This is a genomic window from Novosphingobium sp. BL-S-20 (assembly GCF_055521635.1).
Genome location: NZ_CM145494.1, coordinates 2,307,759 through 2,332,369 on the forward strand (window position 1 = coordinate 2,307,759; position 24,611 = coordinate 2,332,369).

General features: G+C 67.3%; 18 protein-coding genes, 1 tRNA gene and 1 pseudogene. 5 read left to right on the plus strand and 15 right to left on the minus strand.

What is annotated here, in order from left to right; translation table 11 throughout:
• Positions 1 to 29: 29 nt before the first annotated feature.
• The 4 genes from ACZ1II_RS18510 to ACZ1II_RS18525 all read right to left on the minus strand — a co-directional run bounded on the left by ACZ1II_RS18510 (position 30) and on the right by ACZ1II_RS18525 (position 3,249).
• On the minus strand, positions 30 to 851 hold the full coding sequence (locus ACZ1II_RS18510) for a LexA family transcriptional regulator (RefSeq protein ID WP_465145070.1): 822 nt from the start codon (positions 849 to 851) through the stop codon (positions 30 to 32).
• 16 nt (positions 852 to 867) lie between these two features.
• Positions 868 to 2,103 (minus strand): tyrosine-type recombinase/integrase, encoded by a 1,236-nt coding sequence (locus ACZ1II_RS18515; protein WP_465145071.1) that lies wholly within the window; start codon positions 2,101 to 2,103, stop codon positions 868 to 870.
• A gap of 158 nt (positions 2,104 to 2,261) precedes the next feature.
• Positions 2,262 to 2,336: transfer RNA gene (locus ACZ1II_RS18520), tRNA-Asn, on the minus strand.
• A 133-nt stretch (positions 2,337 to 2,469) separates the two neighbouring features.
• Complete coding sequence (locus tag ACZ1II_RS18525; RefSeq protein ID WP_465145072.1) at positions 2,470 to 3,249, minus strand: NAD kinase; 780 nt, start codon at positions 3,247 to 3,249, stop codon at positions 2,470 to 2,472.
• 151 nt (positions 3,250 to 3,400) lie between these two features.
• Here ACZ1II_RS18525 and ACZ1II_RS18530 point away from each other — a divergent pair, with 151 nt between their 5' ends.
• Positions 3,401 to 4,744 (plus strand): EAL domain-containing protein, encoded by a 1,344-nt coding sequence (locus tag ACZ1II_RS18530; protein ID WP_465145073.1) that lies wholly within the window; start codon positions 3,401 to 3,403, stop codon positions 4,742 to 4,744.
• 266 nt (positions 4,745 to 5,010) lie between these two features.
• Here ACZ1II_RS18530 and secA read toward each other — a convergent pair whose 3' ends face one another.
• A complete protein-coding gene (secA, locus tag ACZ1II_RS18535) occupies positions 5,011 to 7,749 on the minus strand; it encodes a preprotein translocase subunit SecA (protein WP_465145074.1) in 2,739 nt (912 codons plus the stop codon).
• A 103-nt stretch (positions 7,750 to 7,852) separates the two neighbouring features.
• Positions 7,853 to 8,131 (minus strand): hypothetical protein, encoded by a 279-nt coding sequence (locus ACZ1II_RS18540; protein ID WP_465145075.1) that lies wholly within the window; start codon positions 8,129 to 8,131, stop codon positions 7,853 to 7,855.
• A 121-nt stretch (positions 8,132 to 8,252) separates the two neighbouring features.
• Between ACZ1II_RS18540 and argJ the strand changes: the two genes are divergently transcribed.
• The 4 genes from argJ to ACZ1II_RS18560 all read left to right on the plus strand — a co-directional run bounded on the left by argJ (position 8,253) and on the right by ACZ1II_RS18560 (position 11,603).
• Complete coding sequence (argJ, locus tag ACZ1II_RS18545; protein WP_465145076.1) at positions 8,253 to 9,479, plus strand: bifunctional glutamate N-acetyltransferase/amino-acid acetyltransferase ArgJ; 1,227 nt, start codon at positions 8,253 to 8,255, stop codon at positions 9,477 to 9,479.
• 2 nt (positions 9,480 to 9,481) lie between these two features.
• Entirely contained in the window at positions 9,482 to 10,105 is a 624-nt protein-coding gene (locus tag ACZ1II_RS18550; RefSeq protein ID WP_465145077.1) for a glutathione S-transferase family protein, read from the plus strand.
• A 21-nt stretch (positions 10,106 to 10,126) separates the two neighbouring features.
• Positions 10,127 to 10,954, plus strand: coding sequence for an inositol monophosphatase family protein (locus ACZ1II_RS18555; protein ID WP_465145078.1), 828 nt, complete (start codon positions 10,127 to 10,129; stop codon positions 10,952 to 10,954).
• A 247-nt stretch (positions 10,955 to 11,201) separates the two neighbouring features.
• Positions 11,202 to 11,603: a hypothetical protein gene (locus ACZ1II_RS18560; protein WP_465145079.1), complete on the plus strand. Its 402-nt coding sequence runs from the start codon at positions 11,202 to 11,204 to the stop codon at positions 11,601 to 11,603.
• Positions 11,604 to 11,613: 10 nt separating this feature from the next.
• Here the strand turns inward: ACZ1II_RS18560 and ACZ1II_RS18565 are convergent, their stop codons facing one another.
• The 9 genes and pseudogenes from ACZ1II_RS18565 to ACZ1II_RS18605 form a co-directional block, all read right to left on the minus strand.
• Positions 11,614 to 12,642 (minus strand): hypothetical protein, encoded by a 1,029-nt coding sequence (locus ACZ1II_RS18565; protein WP_465147375.1) that lies wholly within the window; start codon positions 12,640 to 12,642, stop codon positions 11,614 to 11,616.
• Positions 12,643 to 12,648: 6 nt separating this feature from the next.
• A pseudogene (locus ACZ1II_RS18570) lies at positions 12,649 to 12,717 on the minus strand (zinc-ribbon domain-containing protein); the annotation flags it as partial.
• Between the two features lie 136 nt (positions 12,718 to 12,853).
• On the minus strand, positions 12,854 to 13,174 hold the full coding sequence (trxA, locus tag ACZ1II_RS18575) for a thioredoxin (protein WP_147215623.1): 321 nt from the start codon (positions 13,172 to 13,174) through the stop codon (positions 12,854 to 12,856).
• Positions 13,175 to 13,255: 81 nt separating this feature from the next.
• Positions 13,256 to 16,759: a double-strand break repair helicase AddA gene (gene addA, locus ACZ1II_RS18580; RefSeq protein WP_465145080.1), complete on the minus strand. Its 3,504-nt coding sequence runs from the start codon at positions 16,757 to 16,759 to the stop codon at positions 13,256 to 13,258.
• The gene (addB, locus tag ACZ1II_RS18585; RefSeq protein WP_465147333.1) at positions 16,756 to 19,770 is read right to left on the minus strand and encodes a double-strand break repair protein AddB; all 3,015 of its coding nucleotides are present in this window, start codon (positions 19,768 to 19,770) and stop codon (positions 16,756 to 16,758) included. The genes addA and addB overlap by 4 nt, the downstream gene beginning before the upstream one ends.
• 126 nt (positions 19,771 to 19,896) lie before the next feature.
• On the minus strand, positions 19,897 to 20,622 hold the full coding sequence (locus tag ACZ1II_RS18590) for a nucleotidyltransferase family protein (RefSeq protein WP_465145081.1): 726 nt from the start codon (positions 20,620 to 20,622) through the stop codon (positions 19,897 to 19,899).
• The gene (locus tag ACZ1II_RS18595) at positions 20,619 to 21,608 is read right to left on the minus strand and encodes an aminoglycoside phosphotransferase family protein (RefSeq protein WP_465145082.1); all 990 of its coding nucleotides are present in this window, start codon (positions 21,606 to 21,608) and stop codon (positions 20,619 to 20,621) included. The genes ACZ1II_RS18590 and ACZ1II_RS18595 overlap by 4 nt, the downstream gene beginning before the upstream one ends.
• Positions 21,609 to 21,706: 98 nt before the next feature.
• Positions 21,707 to 22,168, minus strand: a complete 462-nt coding sequence (gene tsaE / locus ACZ1II_RS18600; protein ID WP_465145083.1) for a tRNA (adenosine(37)-N6)-threonylcarbamoyltransferase complex ATPase subunit type 1 TsaE — start codon at positions 22,166 to 22,168, stop codon at positions 21,707 to 21,709.
• Positions 22,165 to 24,531 carry a sensor histidine kinase gene (locus ACZ1II_RS18605; RefSeq protein WP_465145084.1) on the minus strand — a complete coding sequence of 789 codons (2,367 nt, stop codon included), beginning with the start codon at positions 24,529 to 24,531 and terminating at the stop codon, positions 22,165 to 22,167. The genes tsaE and ACZ1II_RS18605 overlap by 4 nt, the downstream gene beginning before the upstream one ends.
• Between the last annotated feature and the right edge of the window lie 80 nt (positions 24,532 to 24,611).

A 24,611-nucleotide genomic window follows, 5' to 3' on the forward strand; every position in this document is an offset into this window, starting at 1 on the left:
GCGCCGAAGCGCCCTATGTCGTCATTGGATCAGAATGATCCCCCGGTCTCTCCAGTGCTGGAAGATTCGCCCCTGCGGATATCGCGCGCGTCGATCCCGGCGGCGAGGCACCGCAACGTCTCGCCCAGGAGACGATCCCCGCTCCAAGTCGCGTTGTGGCGCTCCTCGGCGGTCAGGGAGGCGAGCATGGCCTCGTAGGCATCACGCTCGCGTTTCCTGCGGTCCCGCTCACAGCCCGGCTCTGGGGCGCCCTTGAACAGCGCTCGCAGCCAGTCTTTCATCTCGGTCGGAACAAGCAAGGCGTATGCGTTCTGTATCTGTTCCACCTGTTGACCACCCGGCTGTGGGTTGTCGATCGGGCGGGAGCGTCGCATCCAGTGCAGGAAGCCCTCTTTGCGCAATCTGCAAAGAGCTTCGTGGACGGCGCCGTAGGAACGACCGATGCCATCAGCGATCGTCTGGATCGCGGGCTCAAGGCGTCCGGTCGAGAAGTCGACCAGCTCGTAAAGAAATTCGAGCACTTCGATGCCAATTTCGCCAAGCGCACCGTTGCGCGCACCAGGCTCGGCCTGGCGACGCTTGAGGCGCGTCTTGTATTCCAGCGCCTTGGCCGCCTTTAGCAGCGCGCCCACCCAGCGCTTGCCGCCGCGCGCGGTGCCGTCGTGGATCGGTTTCCAGACACGATCCTCGATCGTGCCCTCGGTGTAGGAGTTGCGCCAGACCTTCTCGCCGCTGCGCGGGCTATCGCCACGCTCCAGGAGCGCGCGTGTCTTGCGGCCGAGCGCGGTCTTCGTGACCTTTGCGGCGATCAGGCCAAACGGCGAGGCGTCGTTGCGTGTGGCGGCCGTCATGCGCGGCCGCCCTTGATCAGCGTCGCGGCCCGATCAGCAAGGTCTCTGGGTGCGGCACACCTTCCAGAAGCATGTCCGACCACTCCTGGGCGAGTTGGCGCCGGCGCGGCATATAAGCGGCCCGGTTGTAGTGCGCTTCGACGCCCTCCGGCTGGTGCGCCAGCATAAGATCGATGATTGCCCGATCGCCGGGTCGATCGAGATCCATGGCGCGCTCGTTCATGATCGTCGAGAACGACGACCGCCATCCATGCGGAACGTGCCGCCCAGCAAAGCCCGAGCGCCGGTACGCGCTGCTCAGCGCATTCTCGCTGATGGGCAGGTGCGACTTCGAGGCTGACGCGAAAACGTACTTCCGATTGCCGGTCATCTGGCGAACTGCGCGAATCGTCTCCACCGCCTGCCGCGAGAGCGGCAACACGAATTCGAAGGCCGCCTGTTCGCTCTCCTCGCGCTCCAGCTTCATCTTCTCTGCCGGAACCCGCCAGATCGGCGTTGGCCCGTCCAGATCCTCGAACTCGTGATGCTCGACGAATCGGATCATGCCCGGCCGCGCGGCCGTCAGCGCCAGCAGCCGCGAGGCGAGTTTCACAGCGGGAAAGCCGGGCTCGCTCTCCACCTTCAGCAGGCAGGCGCGGGCTGAGCGAATATCCAGCAGCGCCGGGTGCTTCCGCTTCACGATCGGCTTCAGGGCTTTCGACAGCGAGGCGGCAGGATCCGTCCTGATCATCTCCGAAACCATGGCCGTCTGAAAGATCGAGGAGAGCCGCGACCTGATTCGATGCGCAGCCTCCGTCGCGCCGCGATCCTGGATGGAAGTGAGCAGCTCGAGCACGTCGGCCGCGCTGATTTGATCCAGGGGCCGATCGCCCAGCGCAGGATAGACCTCGCTCTCCAAGCTGTGCCTCACGTCCGCCGCGTGCTTCGGCTTCCAGACGTCCGCCTGCAAAGCCAGCCAGCGAGTAGCCATTTGCCGCAGCGTGGGCGCCGGCTCCGCAGACTTCACATTCCCCGGGTCCAGGCCGTCCCGAATCGCGCGCCGCGCCTCGTCGCGTCGATCGCGCGCTTCCTTCAGCGAGACCTCCGGCCAGGCGCCGAAGGTGAGTCGCTTTTCTTTGCCCGCGAATCGGTATTTGTAACGCCAGCTCTTGAAGCCGGTCGGCGTGACGTAGAGGTGTAAGCCCTTCTCGTCCGTCAGCTTGTACGCTTTGTCCTTCGCAGCAGCCTTCCGGCACTGCAATTCGGTCAACATCGGGTGCCCCCACTTCCGAAAGCCGGTGCCCCACGAATGCCCCCGCTATGCGTGAGCTTCGATGAGAACGGCTGTACTTGGTTGAGGACCCGGTAAGGCCAAAAAGCTCGACATTACAAGGCTTGTGAGCCTGCTGGAGCTTCCTTGAGAAAGGAAAGTGGCTCCCCGAGTAGGATTCGAACCTACGGCCATTCGATTAACAGTCGAATGCTCTACCGCTGAGCTATCGGGGAGCAGCCTGTCAGTGTTACCACCGCCGGGCAGGAGTGCGCCTATAAAAGGGGTCCTCAGGGTTGGCAAGCACTCTGTCATGAAAATGATGCAAAAACTTTTCCACAGGCTGAGGTCGCTACCCCGGTCCCTTCCTCAAACCTGGAACTGCTCGGCGAAGATGCGTTCTTCCAGGGTGAAGCCCGGATCGAACAACAGGGTCAGTTCCTTCTCGGCATTGGCGACGATGCGGACGGTCTTCACATCGCGCACTTCCTTCTGGTCGGCCACGGCGGCGACCGGGCGCTTGCCGGGCTCGCGGATGCGGAATTCGACTTCGGCGCTCTCGGGCAGGATCGCGCCCTTCCAGCGGCGCGGACGGAACGGGCTGAGCGGGGTCAGCGCCAGCATCCGCGAACCAAGCGGCAGGATCGGTCCGTTGGCCGAAAGGTTGTAGGCGGTGGAGCCGACCGGCGTGGCCACCAGCACGCCGTCGCCCACCAGTTCCTCCATCCGCACTTTGCCGTTGATCGTCACTTCCAGCTTGGCGGTCTGGCGCGTCTCGCGCAGCAGCGAGACTTCGTTGATCGCATAGTAGACGAAGCTGCGCCCATCATGGCTGGTCGCATGCATCTGGAGCGGGCGCACCGGCACCGGATGGGCTTCGGCAATGCGCTCGGCGATGGGAACGCCGTCGTGCGGCCCGTTCATCAGGAAACCCACGGTGCCGAGGTTCATTCCGTAGACCGGCTTGATCATGTCCCGGTCGAGCATCTCGTGGAGGATATGCAGCAGGAAGCCGTCCCCGCCGACGACGACGAGCACGTCGGCCTCGGCGGGATCGACCCAGTCGTGGGCCTTGCGCAGGTCCGCCGCGCCGCACTGCGCCTTGGCGCTGGCGGAGACGATCAGGCCCAGCTTGGGTTCGTCAGTCATTGCAATTCCCGGTGTGAAGAGGTGCGAACGCCCGATCGGCGTTCATCTGGGAACAATTCATGAGATCCCGTCTCATTTTGAAGCCCTTTTCATGCCGCGGACCTTTCGAATTTTGCATCGTTTGGCAAGGCCTTTGGCTATAGCAAAGGCGATGGGCGAACGACGCAAAGGTTTGCCGCGGGAACATGCCCGCGGGCTGGAAGACAGACTGACCGGGATTCCCGGCCTCGACGCCGTGCGCGAACGCATCGCCGGATGGCGCAGCGATGCCGAAAGCGCCCCGCAGCATGCCCATGTCCACGCCATGCTGGTCTCGCTGCGGCGGCTCGACACGATCAACATGGCTTACGGCGCGGAAGCCGGCGACGGCGCACTGGAGGAAGTGGCCGGACGCATCGCCCATTTCGCGGGCGAGGAACTCGACGGCCCCTGGCTGGTGGCGCGTGCGGGCGGCGGCTCCTTCGTGCTGGTCGCCAACGAGGCGTGCAGCCGCGAGCGCTGGCACCTCGTGGCGGACCAGCTGGCCGACTTCATATCCCGCCCGATCGCCCTGCCCACCGGCGTGCTGCGCCTCTCGCCCCGTATCGCCCTGATTCGCGCGCTCACCGGCGAGAGCGTCGATTCGATGCTAGACCGGCTCGGCCATGCCCTTGTCGATCTGCAGGACCAGTCCGCCACCCGCCTGGGCTGGGCGGACGGCGAAGTCACGGTACCGGGCCGCTCCGCCGCGCAGCTCGAAGCCGACCTGCTCGGCGCGATCGACCGCGACGAGATCGAGATCCTGTTCCAGCCGCAATTCAGTCTCACCGACGATTCGCTGACCGGGGCGGAGGCTCTCGCCCGCTGGAACCATCCCGTGCTCGGCCGCATCGGCGCGGGCGCCCTCTTCGCCATTGCCGAGCGCACCGACCATATCGGCCCGCTCTCCCGCCATATCGCCGCCAAGGCCATGGCGGCGGCGGGCAAGTGGCCCGGCGACTTGCGCCTCTCGATCAACGTCACCCCGGCCGATCTCGCCTTCGGCACTTACGTACGCCAGATGCTCGACCTCGTGCGCGAGAGCGGCTTCCCGCCGCGCCGGTTGACGCTGGAGATCACCGAGCAGTCGCTGATCAGCGATATCAGCCAGACCGCGCAGATGATGGCGGAATTCTCCTCGCAGGGCATCCGCATCGCGCTCGACGACTTCGGCGCGGGGTTCTGCAACTTCCGTTATCTCAAGGTCCTGCCGATCCACTATCTGAAGCTGGACCGGACGATGATCGAGGGCGTCGCCACCGACCGCCGCGACGTGGCGGTGCTGCGCGCGATCGTGGCGATGGCGCGGGCGCTCGATCTTGAGGTCATCGCCGAGGGGATCGAGGAAGAAGCCCAGCGCAAAGTCGCGGCGCGTGAGGGCTGTGCTTATTATCAGGGTTTCCTGAGGGCGCAGCCGATGTCGGCAGCGATGTTCGCCAAGCTGGCGCGGGTCGGCAGCGAGAAGCCTGCGGGCTGAGAGGAAGGCCTTTTCGGCTTCCTCGCCTTCTCTCCGCCCCCTTCATTCGTCATTGCGAGCGCAGCGAAGCAATCCAGAGCGGCTCGGCGCGACTCTGGATTGCTTCGCTGCGCTCGCAATGACGAGACGTTTTGTGCCGTTGCCGACCTCATCAGGCCGGCCATGCAGGGCAGCAAAACGGGCTCTTGCGGGAGAACCGCAAGCGCCCGTTTTGCTTTACCATCGGCCCCGCGCAATCCGGGACCGATGGCCTATCCGATACCCCGTTACGCCAGAGCGCCGTGGCAGTGCTTGTACTTCTGCCCCGAACCGCAGGGGCACGGCGCATTGCGGCTGATCGGCAGGTCCGCATAGGGGTTCTCACCCGCTGCCCCCGGCGCGACGCCAGCCTGCGGGCTTCCCGCCAGCGAGCCGAACAGTTCCGGCATGAAGGCCGAACCGTCGCCGTCGTTCGAATTGTCGAGACCGGTCAGCGGATCGATGTGGCCGGTCAGGAAGTCCGGCAGTTCCGGCAGGCCGACCGGCTCGGGCATGCGCAGTTCGCTGACCGAGAGAATGCGCGTCACGTCCTCGCGAATCTGGTCGAGCAGGCGCTCGAACAGGCTGAAGGCCTCGGTCTTGTATTCGTTGATCGGGGTCTTCTGGGCATAGGCGCGCAGGAACACCACCTGACGCAGCGCGTCGAGGGTGGAGAGGTGCTCCTTCCAGTAATGGTCCAGGCGATCGAGCAGGATCGACTTCTCGACCTGGCGCCAGATCGCCGGATCGTCCTGCGCCATCTTCGCGTTCATGTGCTCGGTGGCCATGGCGGCGATGCGTTCCTCGACGAGTTCGGGATCGACGCCGTTCTCCTCGATCCAGTCCTCCAGCGGCACATCGAGCGCGAGGATGTCCAGCGCCTTGGCCTTGAGACCCTCGATATCCCAGTGCTCGGGGTAGGAACCGGCCGGGCAGGCGTCGGCGACGAGCGCATTGACGGTGTCGTTGCGCATGTCGACGACGACTTCGTCCACCGTTTCCGAATCCATGATGTCGGCGCGCTGCTCGTAGATGACCTTGCGCTGGTCGTTCATCACGTCATCGTATTCGACGACCTGCTTGCGCACTTCGTAGTTGCGCGCCTCGACCTTCTTCTGCGCGGTCTCGATGGCCTTCGACAGCCACTTGGAACCGATCGCCTCGCCGTCGGCGAGGTTGCTGTTCATCATCTTGGCGAAGAGCGTGTCCGGGCCGAAGATGCGCAGGAGGTCGTCCTCCAGGCAGAGGTAGAACTTCGACAGGCCGGGGTCGCCCTGACGGCCCGAACGGCCGCGCAGCTGGTTGTCGATGCGGCGGCTTTCGTGGCGCTCGGTGCCGATCACACAGAGGCCGCCGGCTTCGAGCACGAGGCGCTTCTGCTCGGCGACTTCCGCCTTGATCCTGGCGATCGCCTCGTCACGCTCCGGCCCCTCGGGCAGTTCGCTCAGCTCGTCCTCGACGCGGAACTCGACGTTGCCGCCGAGCTGGATGTCGGTGCCGCGACCGGCCATGTTGGTGGCGATCGTCACCGCGCCCAGCGAACCGGCCTGCGCGACGATGTGCGCTTCCATCTCGTGGAAGCGCGCGTTCAGCACCGAGTGCTTGACGCCTTCCTTATTGAGGAAGTCCGAGAGCAGTTCCGACTTCTCGATCGAGACCGTGCCGACCAGCACCGGCTGGCCGATCTCGTGCTTTTCGCGGATCAGCTTGGCGATGGCGCCGAACTTGTCGTGGGTGTTCTTGTAGAACTCGTCTTCCTCGTCGATGCGCTGGATCGGCACGTTCGTGGGGATGGTGACGACGTTCATCTTGTAGATGTCGTAGAACTCCGGCGCCTCGGTAGCGGCGGTGCCGGTCATGCCCGAAAGCTTCGGGTACATGCGGAAGTAGTTCTGGAAGGTGATCGAGGCGAGCGTCTGGTTCTCCGGCTCGATCTTGACGCCTTCCTTGGCCTCGACGGCCTGGTGGAGGCCGTTCGACCAGCGGCGACCGTCCATCATGCGGCCGGTGAACTCGTCGATGATGACGACCTTGCCGTCCTTGACGATGTAGTCGATGTCGCGCTTGAACATAACCACGCCCTTGAGGCTCTGGTCGAGGTGGTGGACCACCTGGGTGTTCTCGACGTCGTAGAGGTTCGAGCCGACCAGCAGGCCCGCGGCTTCGAGCATGCGCTCGGCCTTTTCGACACCGTCCTCGGTCAGGCTGATGTTCTTGGTCTTCTCGTCCATCTCGTAGTCTTCGGGGACGAACTGCTTAACGACCGCGTCGACCTGCATGTAGAGTTCGGACTTGTCGTCGGTCGGACCCGAGATAATCAGCGGGGTGCGCGCCTCGTCGATCAGGATCGAGTCGACTTCGTCGACGATCGCAAAGTTGAAGGGGCGCTGCACCATCTGGCTGCGCTCATGCTTCATGTTGTCGCGCAAGTAGTCGAAGCCGAATTCGTTGTTGGTGCCGTAAGTGATGTCGGCGCCGTAGGCCTCGCGGCGTTCCCACTCGTTGAGGTTGGGAACGATCACGCCGATGGTGAGGCCGAGAAAGTTGTGCAGCTTGCCCATCTGCTCGGAGTCGCGGCGGGCGAGGTAGTCGTTGACGGTGACGACGTGGACGCCCTTGCCCTCGATGGCGTTGAGGTAGGTGGCGGTGGTCGCCACCAGGGTCTTGCCCTCACCCGTGCGCATTTCCGCGATTTCGCCGCGGTGGAGCACGATGCCGCCGATCAGCTGCACGTCGAAGTGGCGCATGCCGAACACGCGCTTCGAGGCTTCGCGCACGGTCGCGAAGGCTTCCGGCAGGATCTGGTCGAGCGTGCTGCCATTGGCCAGCAGTTCGCGGAACTTCGGCGTCTGGGCGGCGAGTTCCTCGTCGCTCATGGCTTCGAGCACGGGTTCGAAGGCGGCGATCTGGCCGACGACCTTGTCGAGCGACTTGACGTAGCGTTCGTTGGACGAACCGAAAATGGACTTGGCGATGGCGCCGAACATGGCGGAAATCCCTGTTTTTCGTGAATGCGTATGTCGGATATGCGCGCCTGCGATACGCGCAGGCACGGGAAATGGTTCGCGAAAGAGCGAATCGCCGGCGCGCTTATTCGCGCGCGCGGTCTATCCCGGTAAGGACAGCGGGAACCGCCAGAGGAACCGGCGCCTCGACCAGCGGCGGCGCCTGCCGCCGAACCGAGCGCAGGCCCGGCTGCGGCAATTGCGCCAGCGCCACCGGCGCGCGCGGCGCCTTGGCGGCGACGGCGGCCTCGGTCAGCACCACCTGCAGGCTGGACACCTGCGATGCACGCGCGTCAGCGGGGCCGATCTGCGCGGCAAGACCCGTCAGAAGGGCCAGCAGGGTGAGGAGCAGGCGGTTTGCCATCGCGGATCAGATAGGGGGCGGCGGATGAATAGTCCACAACCCATGTAAAACACCGGAGATCGCATATCCTGGGCACCACGCGGACGCTTGACCTGTCGCACCCACGCGCTACCCACCCGCCATGGCCTATCCCACCTCCCCGCTCGCCTCGCCCTTCCCCGCCATGCCGCCGATCGCCGGCGTCACCCCGCACGTCGTGCGCGCCGGGTACAAGGACTGGGGCCGATGCGACCTGACTTATGTGGAGCTGAACGAAGGCACCGCCGTCGCGGGTGTGTTCACGAAGAACCTGTGCTGCTCCAGCGAAGTCGAACTGGGCCGGGACAACGTGAAGCAGGGCCATGCCCGCGCACTCGTCGTCAACGCGGGCAATTCCAACGCCTTCACCGGCTACCGGGGACGCGAGGCCGTCGAGCAGATCATGGACCAGGTCGCCGCCCATATCGGCTGCCCGCGCGAGCAGGTCTTCGTCTCCTCGACCGGCGTGATCGGCGTGCCGCTGCCCAAGGACAAGGCGCGCGAGGGCGTGGAGAAAGCTCTCACCGCCGCGCCCTGCTCGTGGGAAGACGTCGCCAACACCATCGCCACCACCGACACGTTCGCCAAGGGCGCGACGGCCACGGCGATGATCGGCGACACCAAGGTCACGCTCGCCGCCGTCATCAAGGGATCGGGCATGATCGCGCCCGACATGGCAACGATGCTCGGCTACGTGTTCACCGATGCCGCGGTGGAACCTGCCTTCCTGCAGGAATGCCTCTCCGCCGCCAACTTCCGCACCTTCTCGTGCATCACCGTCGATTCGGACACCTCGACCAGCGACACCGTGCTGGCCTTCGCCACCGGCAAGGCAGGCAACGCGCCGCTTGCCTCAATCGCCTCGCCCGGCGCCCATGCCTTTGCCGCCGCGATCCATGACGTCTGCCGCCAGCTTGCCCACCTCGTCGTGCGCGACGGCGAAGGCGCGCAGAAGTTCATCGAAGTGGCCGTCTCCGGCGCGGTCTCGGACGAAAGCGCCCGCAAGGTCGGCATGGCCATCGCCAACTCGCCGCTGGTGAAGACCGCCATCGCGGGCGAGGACGCCAACTGGGGCCGCGTCGTCATGGCCGTGGGCAAGGCGGGCGAACCCGCCGACCGCGACAAGCTCTCGATCGGCTTCGGCGGCACCTGGGCCGCGCGCGAGGGCCTGCCGCTGGCCGACTACGACGAAGCCCCCGTCGCCGCCCACCTCAAGGGGCAGGACGTGACCATCGAGGTCGACCTCGGCCTCGGCGAAGGCGCCGCCACCGTGTGGACCTGCGACCTGACCCACGGCTACATCTCGATCAACGCCGATTACCGGAGCTGACGATGGCAGGTCCGCAGTTCACCATCTGGGGTCGCCTCAACTCCCACAACGTGAAGAAAGTCGCCTGGTTCGCCGAAGAACTGGGCCTCAACTATGTGCGCCACGATATCGGCGGGAAGTTCGGCTATACCGAGGAATACCTCGCCAAGAACCCGAACCGACTGGTGCCGATGATCGAGGACGGCAAGCTCTCGCTCTGGGAGTCGAACGCGATCCTGCGCTACATGGCGGCGGAGTATGGCGGCGAGCGCTGGTTCCAGCGCGACCCCATCGACCGGGCGCTGGCCGACCGCTGGATGGACTGGCAGATCACTTACGCCGACGCCCAGCGCCTGCCCTTCCTCTCGATGGCCCGCACCCCGCGCGAGCAATGGGACATGCCCGCCATCGAGCGCGACGTGAAGGCCTGCGCCGCCCACCTCGCCGTGCTGGAACGCTACCTTTCCGAGAAGCCGTGGCTGTCGGGCGGGCAGTTCGGCATCGGTGATATCCCCATGGGCGTCTATGCCTACACGTGGTTCAGCCTGCCGTTCGAAAAGCCCGAGTTCCCCGCGGTGGCCGAATGGTACGCCCGCATCCGTGAGCGCAAAGGCTATGCCCAGCAGGTCATGATCCCGCTCACCTAACTCTATCCGAAAGCCTCCCGCATGATCACCCCTTCGCTCAACGCCGCAGTCGAAACGATCATGCGCGAGGTTTCCCGCGATGTGATCCTGCCGCATTACCAGTCGCTGTCGAGCGAACAGATCGTCAGCAAGGCGGTGAACGACGTCGTCACCGTGGCCGACCGCGAAAGCGAGGCGATCCTCACCGAACGCCTCACCGCCCTCCTCCCCGAAGCCGCCGTCGTCGGCGAGGAAGCCACTTTTGCCGACGAGAACGAGCTGCTGAAGCTCAAGGACCACCTCTGCTGGATCGTCGACCCGCTCGACGGCACCAACAACTTCGCCTCGGGCAAGCCCCCCTTCGGGATGCTCATCGCGCTGGCCGACAAGGGCGAGACGCTGGGCGGCTGGATTCTCGACTGCCTGACCGGCCGCTTCTGCCGCGCCGCGCTGAACGGCGGCGCCTGGGTGGACGAGGGCCAAGGGAACGAAGAACGCCTCACCGCCCGCGCCACCGGAGAAACCCCGCCCGTCGCCGCGATCTCGCTGATCTTCACCGAGGAAGCCCGCCGCGAGCGCCTGCGCAGCGAAGTCGCCCCGCACTACCGCATGGTCGACATCCCCCGCTGCGCCGCCGAGCAATACCCCCGCCTCGCCCTCGGCCAGAACGACGTGGCGGTGTTCGAGCGCACCCTGCCCTGGGACCACGCGGCAGGCGCGCTGTTCCTCAACGAAGCGGGCGGCAAGTGCGCCCGCCCCGACGGCAGCGCCTACCGCGTCGACGAAATCGGCCGCAAGGGCCTGATCGGCGCCGCCTCGCCCGCCCTGTTCGAAGCTCTCGCCACGCGCCTCTCCGCGCTGGAGGACTGACGCTTTCCGCAGAAGGTGACTCTCAAGGTGCCACTCAGGTTGACACAGTTGACACGGTCCTGAGTGGAAAAAACCGTCACCTTGCGCCGCCCCGCGACGAGAGGCGGTTTCGCTGAAAAGTTTCGAAAGATAGCGCATCCGGCGATGATGACAGACCGGCGCGATGTAGGAAAACGCGCGCCGCCCTGCCTGCCGACCGCTCGCATAACGGCTTGATCTCCCGCATGTCCCGGTGCCAAGTGGCGCCATGCAAGCCCATACCCGCGCCCTGATCGCCGCAGCCGCCTTCGCTTTCGTCACCGGCAAGAAAGTCGCCGGTCTCTACGACCATGCCGCAACGGCGGACCGGCGTATCGCCGCCGAAGCCCGCGGGAAGGCCTTGCAGGGCTTCGACGGCGAACGCGGCGTGAAGTTCGGCGGCAATCTCCCCGAAATCCTCGATGCGGGCAACGCCAGCCACATCTCATTCGAAATCGACGGCACGAGCGTGAAAGGCTACGATCGCGCCTCCGCGACTTTCTACGAGGCCCGTGTTGGCGAAGGACTCGTGCAGGTCTTCGATCACGGCGAGGCCGCCTGGTTCGCCTACGACATCCAGGATGCCGAGGCCGCCCAGAGCTATCACCGCAGCGCTGAAACGGGCCGCTAGAGCCCGCCTTTCAGACCCCGCAGATCAATTCGCTCTTGCCGCGCATCTGCTTGTCTTCCTGCGTGGCGGAAATCGACGAAGACACCGGGGTATCGTCGGAGACGGCGAAGCTGCCGTCCTTGTCGATGCGGAAGCCCAGCTTGCGGAACACCGCCTCCACGCGGGCGGGCGAATCGACGAAGGCCACCCCGTGCCATTCGTAGCCGCTCACCACGTAGCTCACCTTGAGGCCCCGGAACGTCTTGTTGACGGGATAGATATATTCCTCGGCGGATTCGTCTTCCGTAGTGGGCCTTAGCGCCGAGGCTTTCTCGAAATAGGGGGCCAGTTCGTCGCCGAATTCGCAGCTGCGCGGCTCGAACTCGATCAGCCCGTTCGCCGCCGCCCACTTGGCAGATGACGGCTGGGTCGGGCAGGCGTCCTTCGCCGCATAGCCGACGCCGCCGCCCGGCACCGCCAGTTCGACGGCGCCCTTACCGGTAATTCCGACGATCCGCACCGGCGATCCTGCCGGGACTTCCCCCTTCTCCTTCGAACCCACCGCTTCGGCCTCGCGGATCGTGCAAGGCGCAGTGGTCACGCGGTCGCTGCCGTCGATCTCGGCGAGGCGCGGCGGCGCGGCCGACGACAGATTGACGAGATTCACATAGGCCCCGCCCTCGTCGAGCTTCAGCCAGCGACCGCCCTGCGTGCCATCGACGAGCACCCCGCGCACCGCCTGCCCGCGCTCGATCCGCCCGACGACCTGCGATCCGTCCTCGCGCGGCGCATCGCGCAGATCGCTCTCCACCGCGACATGATAGTCGAGCGATTTCGGCGTCTCCGCTGCCGCCGTTTCATCGGCGACCGGCGCTTTGGTGGCGATGGACGGGCCGGTGGTTTCCCGCCCCAGCCAGAGCCCGCCGACGATGGCCAGCGCCAGCACCCCGACGCCCGCAATCAGCGGCACGCGGTTGCGGGCCGCAAACGAAGCGCGCGGCGCCGCCGGATCGTGCGCCGGAGGCACCGACTGCGTCTCCTGCGGAATCTCAGCCGTCACGGCCTCACCACAGTCCTGACAGAAACGCGCGCCCTCTCCGAGAGCCGCTCCACAATGCTGGCAATATTTACGCATTGCACTGCGATAATTCGAAACAAATCCCGCCCGCAAGTGACTGTTTCTGTTATCCCGTTACTGCAAACGAAAACCCCTCCCGCCTCGCGGCGGAAGGGGTTTTTCATTTCCAGCCAGAAAGCCGAAAAGCGAAGCGTCAGAGTTCGCCTTCGATCCAGCCCTTCAGCGCGCTCTTCGGAGCGGCGCCAAGCTTCTGGGCGACCGGCTTGCCGTCCTTGAACAGCACCATCAACGGGATCGACTTCACGCCGATCTCGGCAGGAATGCCGGTGTTGGCCATGATGTCCATCTTGGCGATGGTGACCTGGTCGGACAGCTCTTCGCTGATCTCTTCCAGAGCCGGGCCGATCATCTTGCAGGGGCCGCACCAGTCGGCCCAGAAATCGACGAGCACCGGCTTGTCGGACTTCAGAACGTCCGCTTCGAAGCTGGCGTCGGTAACAGCGATAGTCGCCATGAATTGAAACTCCTCGGGTATCTCGGTTGAACGCAATCTAGGGACGAATTGTCCGGAGGCAACGCCTGCCCCGGCATAGGTTTACTGGGCCGGGGAAAAGTCCGGCTTGTGGGCGGCCAGCACTTCGGCGGGAACCGTGATCAGGCGCGGCACCGTGGTGTAGAGCAGCGCCACTTCCACCGCGCGCCCCGGAAAGGCCACTTCCAGCGCAGCGGCATAGGCGCCCATCTGGCGCAGCACGCCGCGCGGCACCTGTTCCAGACGCTCGGGCGGACGGCGCGCGGTCTTGTAGTCGACCAGGCGCACGCGCTGCGGCTCCACCACCAGACGGTCGATCGTGCCCGCCACCACCTGCCCGCCGACGACCGCTGCCACCGGCACTTCGGCCAGGCTGTCCGGGCCGAACAGCTGCGCCCATGCCGGATTGCCGAGCACGGCCATCGCGCTTGCCAGCATGGCCTCGCGCGCGTCCTCCGGCAGGTCGGCGGCATTGCGGGCGAGCCATTGCCAGCCCGCTTCCTCGCGGAGGTCCGCCGCGACTTGCGGCAGGCGTTCGAGCAGCTTGTGGACGAGCGTGCCGCGCCGCAGGGCATCGCGCCCGGCGCCCGGCGGGAACGGCGGATCGGGCGCATCGTCCTCGCCCAGCGCCGAGGGCGCCAGCGGGCGCGGCGGGCGCGGTTCGGCAGGCGGCGCGCGCTCCAGCCAGCGCGGCAGAGGTTCGCGAAACGGCAGTTCCACCGAGCGCACTTCGGCAGGCAGCGGTGCAGGCACCGGGCCGTTCTCGCAGCGCGTGCCCCAGATCGCGTCCTCAATGTCGGCCTCTGCCGGGAACAGGGCGCGCAAGCTGGCGTACCAGCTCTTTTCCGCCGGGCCATCCTTGTCCCGCCGCCCGAGCGCGCCGCCGACGAACAGCGCTTCCTCGGCGCGGGTCATGGCGACGTAGAGCAGGCGCCAGTGCTCCTGCTCGTCGCCCTCGCGGTTGGCGGCGATCTGCGCGGCGATGCGGCCGACCTTCTCGTCCTTCGACAGCGGCGGCAGCGGCACCTTGCGGCGCTCCTCGCGCGGGTCGGCGAGATCGAAGCCCCGGTCCCGCGCGGCTTCCGGATTGCCGGTGGCATCGGCGAGGATGACGATCGGCGCCTGAAGCCCCTTCGAGCCGTGGACCGTCATCACCCGGACGAGGCCCGATGCGGCATCCGCCTCGCGCTTCAGCTCGCCGTCGCCCGCGTCGAACCAGGCGAGGAAACCCGCAAGGCTCGGCGTATCGGTGGCGACATAGGCCTGCGCGGCGTTGACCAATTCGTCGATCGGATCGTTCGCCTCGCTGCCGAGCCGCGCCACCAGCTTGCGCCGACCCTGCCACGGGCCGACCAGCAGCCAGTGCAGCATGTCCTGCGGCGGCGCGAAGTCCGCGCGCCTGAGCAGCTCGATCAGTTGCTCCAGCGCCGCGCCGATCTCCGGGCCGGACTGGGTGCGCAGATGCTCCCAGAGGCGGCGGTTCCTGTCGCGGTAGCCGAAGCGCAGCAATTGCTCCTGGCTCCAGCCCACCAGCGGCGAGACCAGCAGCGCGGCAAGGTTGAGATCGTCGAGCGGCTGCACCGCAAAGCGTAGCGCCGCGATCAGGTCCTTCACCGCCAGCGGCGCGCCGAGGCGCAGGCGGTCGACGCCCGCCACCGGCACGCCCGCCGCATGAAGCCGCGCGACGATCAGCCCGGCGAGTTCCTTGCGCTGGCGCACCAGCACCATGATGTCACCCGCGCCCGCCCGGCGCTGCCTACCTTTGCTGAGCGTGAAGCCCGGCCCCGAGGGATCGAGCCATTCGCGCACTTGCTGCGCAATACGCTCGGCCATCTGGCGGTCGGGGCGGGAGAGCCAGTTGGGCTGCTGCCCGTCATTGTCGTCGCCCTCTTCGAGCGGCTCGTCGTCGTCCTCACCGACCTGCTCGGAGACCGGCTTCCACAAGGCGACATAGCCGGGGCGTTCCTGGCCGACATGGCGCTCGGCGGGACGGTCGAGGCCGAAGCGGGCATGGCCGATCCCGGCGATGGCCTCGTCCACGAAATCGAGCACCGGCTGCGCGGTGCGGAAGCTGCGGTCCAGCCCCAACTCCACCAGCGGGCGCGCGGCCAGTTCGCTGCGCAGCATTTCGGCGTTCTCGGCGGCGTCCTGCATCCGCGCGCGCACGCGGTCGGCGGCGCGGCGGAAGTTCTCGGGGCTGGTGCCCTGGAAGCGGAAGATCGCCTGCTTGTAGTCGCCAACCACGAAGAGCGTGCGCATCAGGTCTGTGCGCTGGCCTTCGCCGGACCAGAACTCCTCCGCCATGGCGAAGACGATGTCCCACTGCGCGGCATTGGTGTCCTGCGCCTCGTCGACGAGGATGTGGTCGAAGCGGCGGTCGAGCTTGTAGCGAATCCAGTCGGCGGAGGCTTGCCCGCGCAGCAGATCGGCGGCGCGGCGGATTTGGTCGTCGAAGTCGATCAGCCCCTCGCGCTGCTTCGCCTCGTCCCAGGCGAGCGCGAAAGCACGGCCGAGGCGCAAGGCGGGCACCAGCCTGTTCGCGAGGCCCAGCAGCGCCTTGGTCTCGCGGATACGGGCAAGGCTCTCGCCGACGCGCAGGGCATAGCCTTCGTAGTCTGGATCGCGCTTGGAAAGATGGTTGAGGCTGCGGACGCTGTCGTCCTTGGTGAAGAGCGCGGCATGGAGATCGTCGATCCCCTCGGCGCGCTTCGCCGCACTCCAGGTCAGCCAGGGCACGAGAACGTCAGTGGCCTTGTGCGCGGTGGCGGTGTTCCACTCGGCCAGCACTTCGCAGCATTTGCGCAGCGAGCGCACGTCGAAGGCCTCCTCGCCGCACATCTCCGCGAGCAGGCTCTCGTCCGCCTCGGCGGGGAGGCCGAGCAGGCGCAGCACATGGCTGCGGATATCGCCCGCCTGCCACGATCCGGGGCCGAACCAGGCCTCACGCGCACCGGCGCAGCGCAGCAGGAAATCGACTACCGAATCCGGCCCATGCCGCAAGGAAAGCTGGGCGATGGCGCCGAGCAGTTGCGGGCCGTCGAAAGCATCGGTCTCGGCGGCGACCAGCAGGTCCGCGAGCACCTGCCGCGCCAGCAGCGCGCGTTCGCGGTCCTCCATCGGCCGAGTGCCGGGAACGAGCTGCGCTTCCAGCGGAAACGTCGCCAGCAGCCACTGCGAGAAGGCGTGGATCGTGTCGATCCTGAGGCCCCCGCCGGGACTGTCGAGCACGGCGGCGAACAGCGTGCGGGCGCGGTCCATCGTCGCGGGATCGGTCGGTGCACCGATGGCGTCGAGGCGCAGGAACAGCTGCGTCTCTTCCAGACGCACCCATTGGGCGAGCTGGTCGTTGATGCGCGCGGCCATTTCCGTCGCGCCGGCCTTGGTGAAAGTAAGGCACAATACCTGCGAAGGCTCGACGCCCTCCTGCAGCAAAAGCCGCAACACGCGCGAGGACAGCACCTGCGTCTTGCCGGTCCCCGCCGAGGCCGAGAGCCACACGGTATCGCGCGGGTTCACCGCCAGCATCTGGTTGCCGTGCAGCGGATGGACGGCAGCGGAACCGCTCATGCTGCGTCCTCCCCGCCCGCACGTTCCCCGCCCGCGTCTTGCCTGCCGCCAAGCGAGGTGATCCATTCGTCGAGGCGCATCAACTGGTCGTAGTCCGCATAAGAACCGAGTTCGGGATTGAGCCGCGCGGTGAACGGCTCGGTGCCGAGAATCCAGCGGTCGAGCGCGTCGTTCAGATAGCGCTCGGTTTCGGGCAGGAAGTCGTCCGGCTCGATCCCGGAGCGGCGCTTGCCGACCTTGAGCGGCGTCGTCGCATAGCCGATGCGGTTCTTGTCCTTGGCCATCGACCAATATTCGAATTCGCTGGCCTCACCCGCGATCTCTTGGCCCTGCATGTCCTTGAAGCCGCCCTCTTGCGCGATCAGCGCGATCAGGCCGAGTTGCAGCGCGAAACCTTCCTCCACCCGGCGCGGAGTCGGCGGCGAGCCGGTCTTGTAATCAACCACCGCCAACGAGCCGTCGGGCAGCCGGTCGATGCGGTCGGCGCGGCCATGGATGCGGATGTCGCGGTAACGCATGTCGCCCCAGGCCTCGCTGGCCACGACCTTGCGGCCCGCCGTCTTGTGCGCCAGCACGAGGTCGCGGAAAGTATCGAGCGCGGCGGAAAGGCGCGGCCACCAGAGCGCGCGCATCAGCGGGTGCGCGTTCTTCTCGGTTAGCACCGCCTGCGCGATGGCGTGGAGGCCGTCCACCGGCTCGCCCGCCTTGTGCCAGTCCTCCAGGATCTTGTGTGCGACTTCGCCCTTCCACGCGGCGCTCGGCTCGGCATCGAGCGCGTCGAGCTTGCGCAGGCGCAGCACGGCATTGGCGTAGAATTCGTAAGGATCGCCGCGCAAGCGGTCCAGCCCGGTCACGGCCAGATCGACACGGCGCTGCTCCGCCGAAGGCATGGGTTGCGGGCGCGGATGGCCCGCGACCGGCGGGGCATCGTCGAGCAGGCGCGCCAGACGCAGCGCCTCGCTCTCGATATGGCGCTCCACTTCGTCACCCAGCAGCGCCTTGATGCGCAGCACGAAGCGCGAAGGGATCACCGGCCCGCCCGCATCGCGCAAGGCCCAGCTCAGCACGACTTCCGGCGCGCCGAGCGCAGCGGCAAGGTCGTGCGCGGCGAGACCGATGCGGAAATCCGCACCCGGCACGCCGAGCGCGCGCAGCACAGCAGGCGGCAGCAGCGCGTCCTGCGAGGGCGACGCGGGCCAGACGCCCTCGACGAGACCGCTGCAGATCACCAGATCCGCGCGGCTCATCCGCGCTTCGAGCAGGCCGTAGATCGAGACGCGCGGATGGCCGCCCCAGGGCGGGCGTACGGAGACGCGGTCCATCGCATCGCGCAGCATGGCGTGAAGCTCGCGCGGGTCGAACAGCGTGCCTGCCGAGCCTGCCGCCGCGCGCAGTTCCTCGACCATCATGCTGAGGCTGCGACCGTCGGCCTGCGCCCAGATCGCCTCCCCGCAGAGCGCTTCGGCGGCATCGACGAGCGCCCCGAGCATCGCTTCCAGCGGCTGGCCCTCCTGAAGCGCGAAGAGCGGTGCCAGCACGGCCTCCACTTCGCCCCACCAGTCGCCCAGCTTGGCCTGCTGCGCGAGATCGGCGAGCGCCGTCAGCCCTGCACCGGGACGCGGCCCGCGCAAGGCGAGGTCGAGCTTGCGCGCCGATTCCAGCCAGCTGGCTCGCCCCTCTCCGCCGCCTGCCAGCGGGTGGACCAGCAGCGCGATCAGCGGCACCGGCGCGGCCTGCTCGGCCAGCACTTCCGCCAGCAGCAGCAGGAGCCGCCCCGCCGCCGTCTGCGCCAGGGGGCGGCCCGCGGTATCGTCCGCCTCGATCCCCCAGCGCGTCAGATGCGCGACCACGCGGCCTGCCAGTCCGCGATCCGGGGTGATGAGCGCGACGCGGCGCTCGGGCACTTCCAGCGCCTCGCGGATCAGCACGGCAATGGCCTGCGCTTCCTGCTCCGGGTGGGTGCTTTCCATCAGCCGCACGCCGGAAAGGCGGCGCTTCTCGGCAGGCAGGCCGACCCATGCTGCGGAGGCGCGCGGCGGCAGGAACAGATTGGAGATCACCGTGCTGCGCTCGGCGGGTGAAGCGCCGTAGCCGGAGCGATGCCAGGGCGAAACTTCCTCGCGGGCGATGCCCATGCGGTTCAGCAGAAGCTTGAGATGGTACTGCGGATGCGTCACCGCATCGCCCCGGCCGAACGGCGGTTCCTCCGGATTCTCGGGCTTTCCGGCAATGCCGAGTTCATCCCAGACTTCGCCCGGCAGCGCCAGATCGAAGTCCGGCAGGACCACCGAGCCGCCCGGCAATTCGCTGACCACGCGCAGCAATTTCGCCAGCGCGGGCGAGGCGCTGGTCACGCCTGCCGCGACCACGGGATAGTGCGGCGGCACCGCGCGCCATTCCTCGGCGGCATGTTCGAACAGGCGGTTGCGGCGCTCCGGCGCGTCGATCTCGCCGCGTTCCGCGAGTTCCGCGATCCAGTATTGCTGCACCTTGAGGAAGGTGCGGGTATTGTCGGTCCAGTGCCCGGCAAGGTCGCCGACGATGCCGATCACCCGCTCGCTCATCAGGTCGAGCGGGGCGATGCCTTCGACCAGCAGGCGGTCCATGGTGCGGCCCAGTTCCCAGGCGCGGCGCAGCAGGGCTGCGCCCTTCCCGGCCTCGGCGCCTTCGACTTCGCGCAAGTAATGGGCGAGCCGCAGCCAGCGCCGGGTCGCATCGGCGGCGGGCGGAATGTCGGCGGCGCCGAGCGGGTCGAGCAGCGGCCCGAGCGTCTCGTCAAGATCGAGATCGCCGACCACCGCCATGCGCGGCAGCAGCATGCCGGGCCGGTCGGTCGTGCCCGAATGGCGCACGAAAGCCTCGGTGACGGTGCGGACCGCGCGGCGACTCGGCAGCAGCAGGGTCAGCCTGGCGAGGCCGAGTTCGCCTTCGGAATAACGCGGCACCAGCCCCGCCACGAGGGCGTCGGCGAAACCACGGTGCGCAGCAATGGAATAGACTTTCGGCGTCATAATCAGGTGCGGCACCGGCCCACGCCCCCACCCGACCTCCCACTAGTGTATCCTGGATGGGAGGTCGGGTGGGGGCGTGGGCCGGTACCGCCAAAATCCGCCTGCGGCGGATTTTCAAACAGACTCTCACGCACGGGTCAGCCATTCCTCGGTCGGCTTGATGGCGGTCGGTTCGCCCACTTCGAACCACAGGCCGGTATGGGTGATGCCGAAGAGACGGCCTTCCTCGATGGCGCGGTTCCACAGCAGGTTGGTGGAAAACGGCCCTTCCGGCGCATCGCGCAGCAGGCGCTTCGAAACGATCTGGATGCCCGAATAGATGAAAGGGGCAACCCGGCCCTGCTTGCGGCGCGAGACGTGGCCCACGGCATCGAGGTGGAAATCCCCCTCGCCGCGATAGTTCATCGCGCTCGGGTGCGAGACCACCAGCAACAGCGCGTCCATTCGCTCCTCGTCCCAGGCGCGCGAGAGTTCGTGGAACACGTCCTCCGGCCCGTCGAGCCAGATATTGTCGCTGTTGAGGCAGAAGAAAGTCTCGGGCAGCAGCGCCGCCGCGTTGACCATGCCGCCGCCGGTTTCGAGCAGCTGCGCGCGCTCGTCTGAAACGGTGACTTGCGGCCCCTTGCGGCGCGCCTTGAAGTGCCCTTCCAGCGCATCGGCCAGATAGTGGACATTGACCACCGCCTTCTCGATCCCCGCCGCATCGAGCTTGTCGAGCGCATGGTCGATCAGCGACTTGCCCGCCACGCGGACCAGCGGCTTGGGCTGGGTCGCGGTGAGCGGGCGCATGCGCTTGCCGAGACCGGCGGAGAGCACCATGGCCGTGTCGCTGGCCAGCTTCACTTCATTCATGCGGCATAGCTCCCGCCGTTCGCGTCGCGCAGATGGGCGGGGATATTGGCATCGAACCAGCGCGCCACCGGCTCCAGCGCCGGATGGGCGAGGTCGCGCTCCAGCATGGCCCAGACGCGCGGGATCAGATCGAGGTAGCGCGGCTTGCCGTCGCGCCGCCAGAGGCGCACGAAAATGCCGATGATCTTGGTGTTCCGCTGGGCGCCGAGGCGGGCATAGTCGGCCAGGAACGTCTCGGGATCGACGCCGGTGATCTGGAGGTAGTGATCGAACATCTCCGCCTCCAGTTCGGGCGAGACGTCGCGGCGGGCGTCCTGGAGCAGCGAGACCAGATCGTAGGCCGGGTGGCCGATCAGCGCGTCCTGGAAATCGAGCAGGCCCTGCTTTTCCAGCGCGCCGAGCAGCATGATGTTCTCGGCATGATAGTCGCGCAGCACGGTCACGCCGGGGCGCTGGCGCGGGAGCATGCCGCTGAGCACGGTTTCCCAGGCGGCGACGAAACCGGCGGTGTCCACCCGCAGGTTCTGCGCGGCGCAGTACCAATCGACGAAGAGACGGACCTCGCGCTGGTATTCGCTCATCGAGTAGTCGAGGAAAGGCCCCGGCGGCAGTTCGCGCAGCTGCGCCAGAACGTCCACCGCGCCCTTGTAGACCGCCGATTCGTCATCGGGCCACTGGTCGAGGTAGTCGCGCATGCGGGCATGGCCGAAGTCCTCGATGAGCACGAGGCCGCGATCCGCCCAGTCCGACAGGATCTGCGGCGCCCGCAGCCCATTGGCATCGAGCCAGCGCGCGGCGCGCAGGAACGGCGTCGGGTCCTCGTTGGGCGGCGGCGCGTCCATCAGCATCGCCGTCTCGCCATCCGTGCGGGTCACGCGGAAGTAGCGGCGGAACGAGGCGTCGCCGGCCAGCGGTTCGACATGGGCACCCGCCCAGCCGGCCTGGGCGAGGAAGGGTTCGAGATCGGCGGGAAGATTCGTGCTCATTTCGGTTCCCGCCCTAGAGCATTTTCAAGTCAGGTGGAAACACCTGACGACCGGGAAAATGCGACCAACAAACAACAGGGATCGCCGTTCTGATGAAATCAGAACGAAACGCGATCCCGCCAATCGGTGCCCGGCTCGACAATGGCGATCCGCCCCTCATCCGCAACTTCCAGCGTAATTGAAAGGCAGCCCGGCTCATGCGCGAAGCCTCCGGCGTGGTCGGGCCACTCGGCGAGCAGCGCAGCACCATAGCGATAGTCGTCGAGACCGATCTCGTCGGCTTCCGACGGGTCCTTGAGGCGGTAGAAGTCGGCATGGACCAGCGGCAGGCGCACGCCCGGCGCGCCGGAAAGCGGCGGATCGTAGACCTCGATGATCGCGAAGCTGGGCGACGGCACTTCGCCCTCGTGCCCCAGCCCGGCGATGATCGCGCGGGCGAGCGTGGTCTTGCCCGCGCCGAGGCCGCCGGTCAGGGCCACCACGTCGTCGGGGCGCAATCGGTCGGCGATGGCGCGGCCGAAGCGCTCCATCGCGGCGAGGTCGGGCAATGCAATCTTCACGGAAGCTCCACCAGAGCGCTGGTGCCCTTGCCGGGCTCGGAAACGAGGCGCAGCGCGCCGCCATGGGCCTCGACCAGCTGGCGCGCGAGCGGCAGACCAAGGCCCTGGCTGCGCTCCACCGACTTGCCGTCGGCGCTGGCCTTCATGCCGTCAAGCGCGAGGGCGACACTGCGGCTGTCCATCCCCGCGCCCTGATCCTGCACGAGAATCTGGAGCCACTCCCCCTCGCCCGACGTGCGGCGGCCCAGCTGCACGAGGATGCGCTCGCCCCGCGGCGAGGCGGCAATGGCATTGTCGACGAGATGGCCGAGCGCGCGCGCCAGCCGCTTGCGGTCGCCGGAGATCGGGCGCAGCAGCCCGCTGGCCTGAAGATCGAGCACGAGGCCTGCCTTCTGCAGCCGCGCCGCGCGTTCCTCGACCACCGAGCGCACGAAGGGCATCGGGTCGATCTCTTCCTTCTTGAGCGGCAGCAGGCCCGCCTCGCTCTGCGAAAGGTCGAGCAGGCTGTCGATATGATCGCCGAGCTGCTCCACCGAGGTCAGGATCGCGCCGACATAGTCGTGCCCGCTCTCGGAAAGGTCGCCGCCGACGCCCGCTTCCAGCAGTTCCGCGAAGCCGCCGATCGAAGTCAGCGGCGTGCGCAGCTCGTAGCTCATCTTGGCAAGGAAGCGCGTCTTGATCGTGTCCGCCTCGATCAGCGCGGCATTGCTTTCGCGCAGCGCCGCCTCGGCCTTCTGCGAATCGGTGATATCGAGCACTGCCAGCAGCCCGTTGCCGTCCGGCAGCGGCACGCCTGCAAATTCCAGCATGCGGCCATCGGCCAGCGCGATGCGGCCGCCTTTTTGCGCGCGGTCGAGCGTGGCGGTGCGCACCACGCCGCCGACCGTCTCCGCCTCGACCGGACGCTTGAGGCGCGGCGCGATCTTCTTGAGCAGGTCCTGCATGTGCGGATGGGTGTCGAGGAAATCGCTGTCCAGCCCCCAGTCGGCGGCGAAACGGCGGTTCCAGATCTGCAAGCGCCCGTCCGGCGCGAAGACCGCAATCGATTCGAACAGGCTGTCGAACGTCGCCGTCCGCGTGCGCAGCAGGGTGTCGCGCACGGCGGAGAGGCGCAGTTGCTCGGTGCGGTCCTCGGCGATCAGCATCAACCCGCCGTCCGGCACCGGCTGGGCGACGATGCGAAGGTGCGTGCCGTCCGCGAGGGTCCAGGCTTCCTCACTCGCCTCGCCGCTGGCGAACCACGCCGCCTTCTCGCGCCGCCAGGCCGGGAAGTCGCGCGCCTCGGGCACGCGCCCGGCATCGCGCGCGGCATCGAGCAGGCGCTCGAAGGCGGGCAAGTCCTGCATGGCGGCGGCCGAAAGCTTGAACAGGCGCTGGAACGGCTGGTTGGCGAAAGTCAGGCGCTTCTTCGCATCGAACTGGGCGACGCCCGCCGAAAGCTGGTCGAGCAGCCCGCGCTGCGCCTCGCGGAACGCGCGGAACGAGCGCGACATTTCCTCAAGGTCCTCGATATCGACGGCATAGCCCGCCACCCCGTCCTCGCCGAGCGGCAGGTCGCTGACGCGCATCGCGCGGCGCTGGCCGTTGATCGTGGTCGAGACAATGCGCTGGATCGGCGCGCCCTTGTCGGCAGCGGCGCGCGCCACTTGCGCAGGCGTCAGGCCATCCGCGCTCTCGATCAGTTCGGTGCCGCTGGCGACCACGGCCTGCGCGCTGTCCCCGCCGACCGCGGCGACATAGGCCGAGTTCACCAGTTGCAGCTCGCCATCCGGGCGGCGGAACCACATGGGCATCGGCGCCGCCTCGATCAGCGAGACCAGCGCGGTGAAATCCCCCCTCGCCCGCGAGGCTTCGTCGCGCAGGCGGGTGAGTTCGGTCTCGCTGTCGGAAAAGTCGAAGACCCAGACCAGCGCGGCGCCGCCGGGCGAGATCTGCGGATCGGCCAGATGGCCGCGCAGCGCCAGCGAGCGGGTCGAGCCGCGCGGCGTCAGCACCATGCGGAACGGCGCGGCGGTCTTCTGGGTGCGGCGCACCGCCTCGGTCAGTTCTTCCAGCTTCGCGGTGGGCAGGCCGCGTTCGCCGCCAAGTTCGCCGGGGTCGAGTTCGGAGAGGAACTGCGGCACCCCGTCCAGCCCCAGCCACTGCGCGAGGCGCGGGCTGGCCTCGATTCGCCCGTCCGAGCGGACGAGCAGCGGCAGCGCGGGCGATTCCTCGACCATGCGGCCGAGCCTGCGCGCCGAGCGAAGCTGGCCTTCCGCGCGTTTCTGGCGGCTGCGCGCGGTAAGCACGGCCCAGGCCGCCGCCAGCATCCAGGCAGCGAGCAGCAGGCCGATCAGGAGGGGTACGAGGCGATCCTGGTCCATTCACCCAAGGCTATGAGGTGCGGAAGCCCTAAACACAATGGGGAGAGCGCCACGATTGCAGCACTCTCCCCATCGTTAGC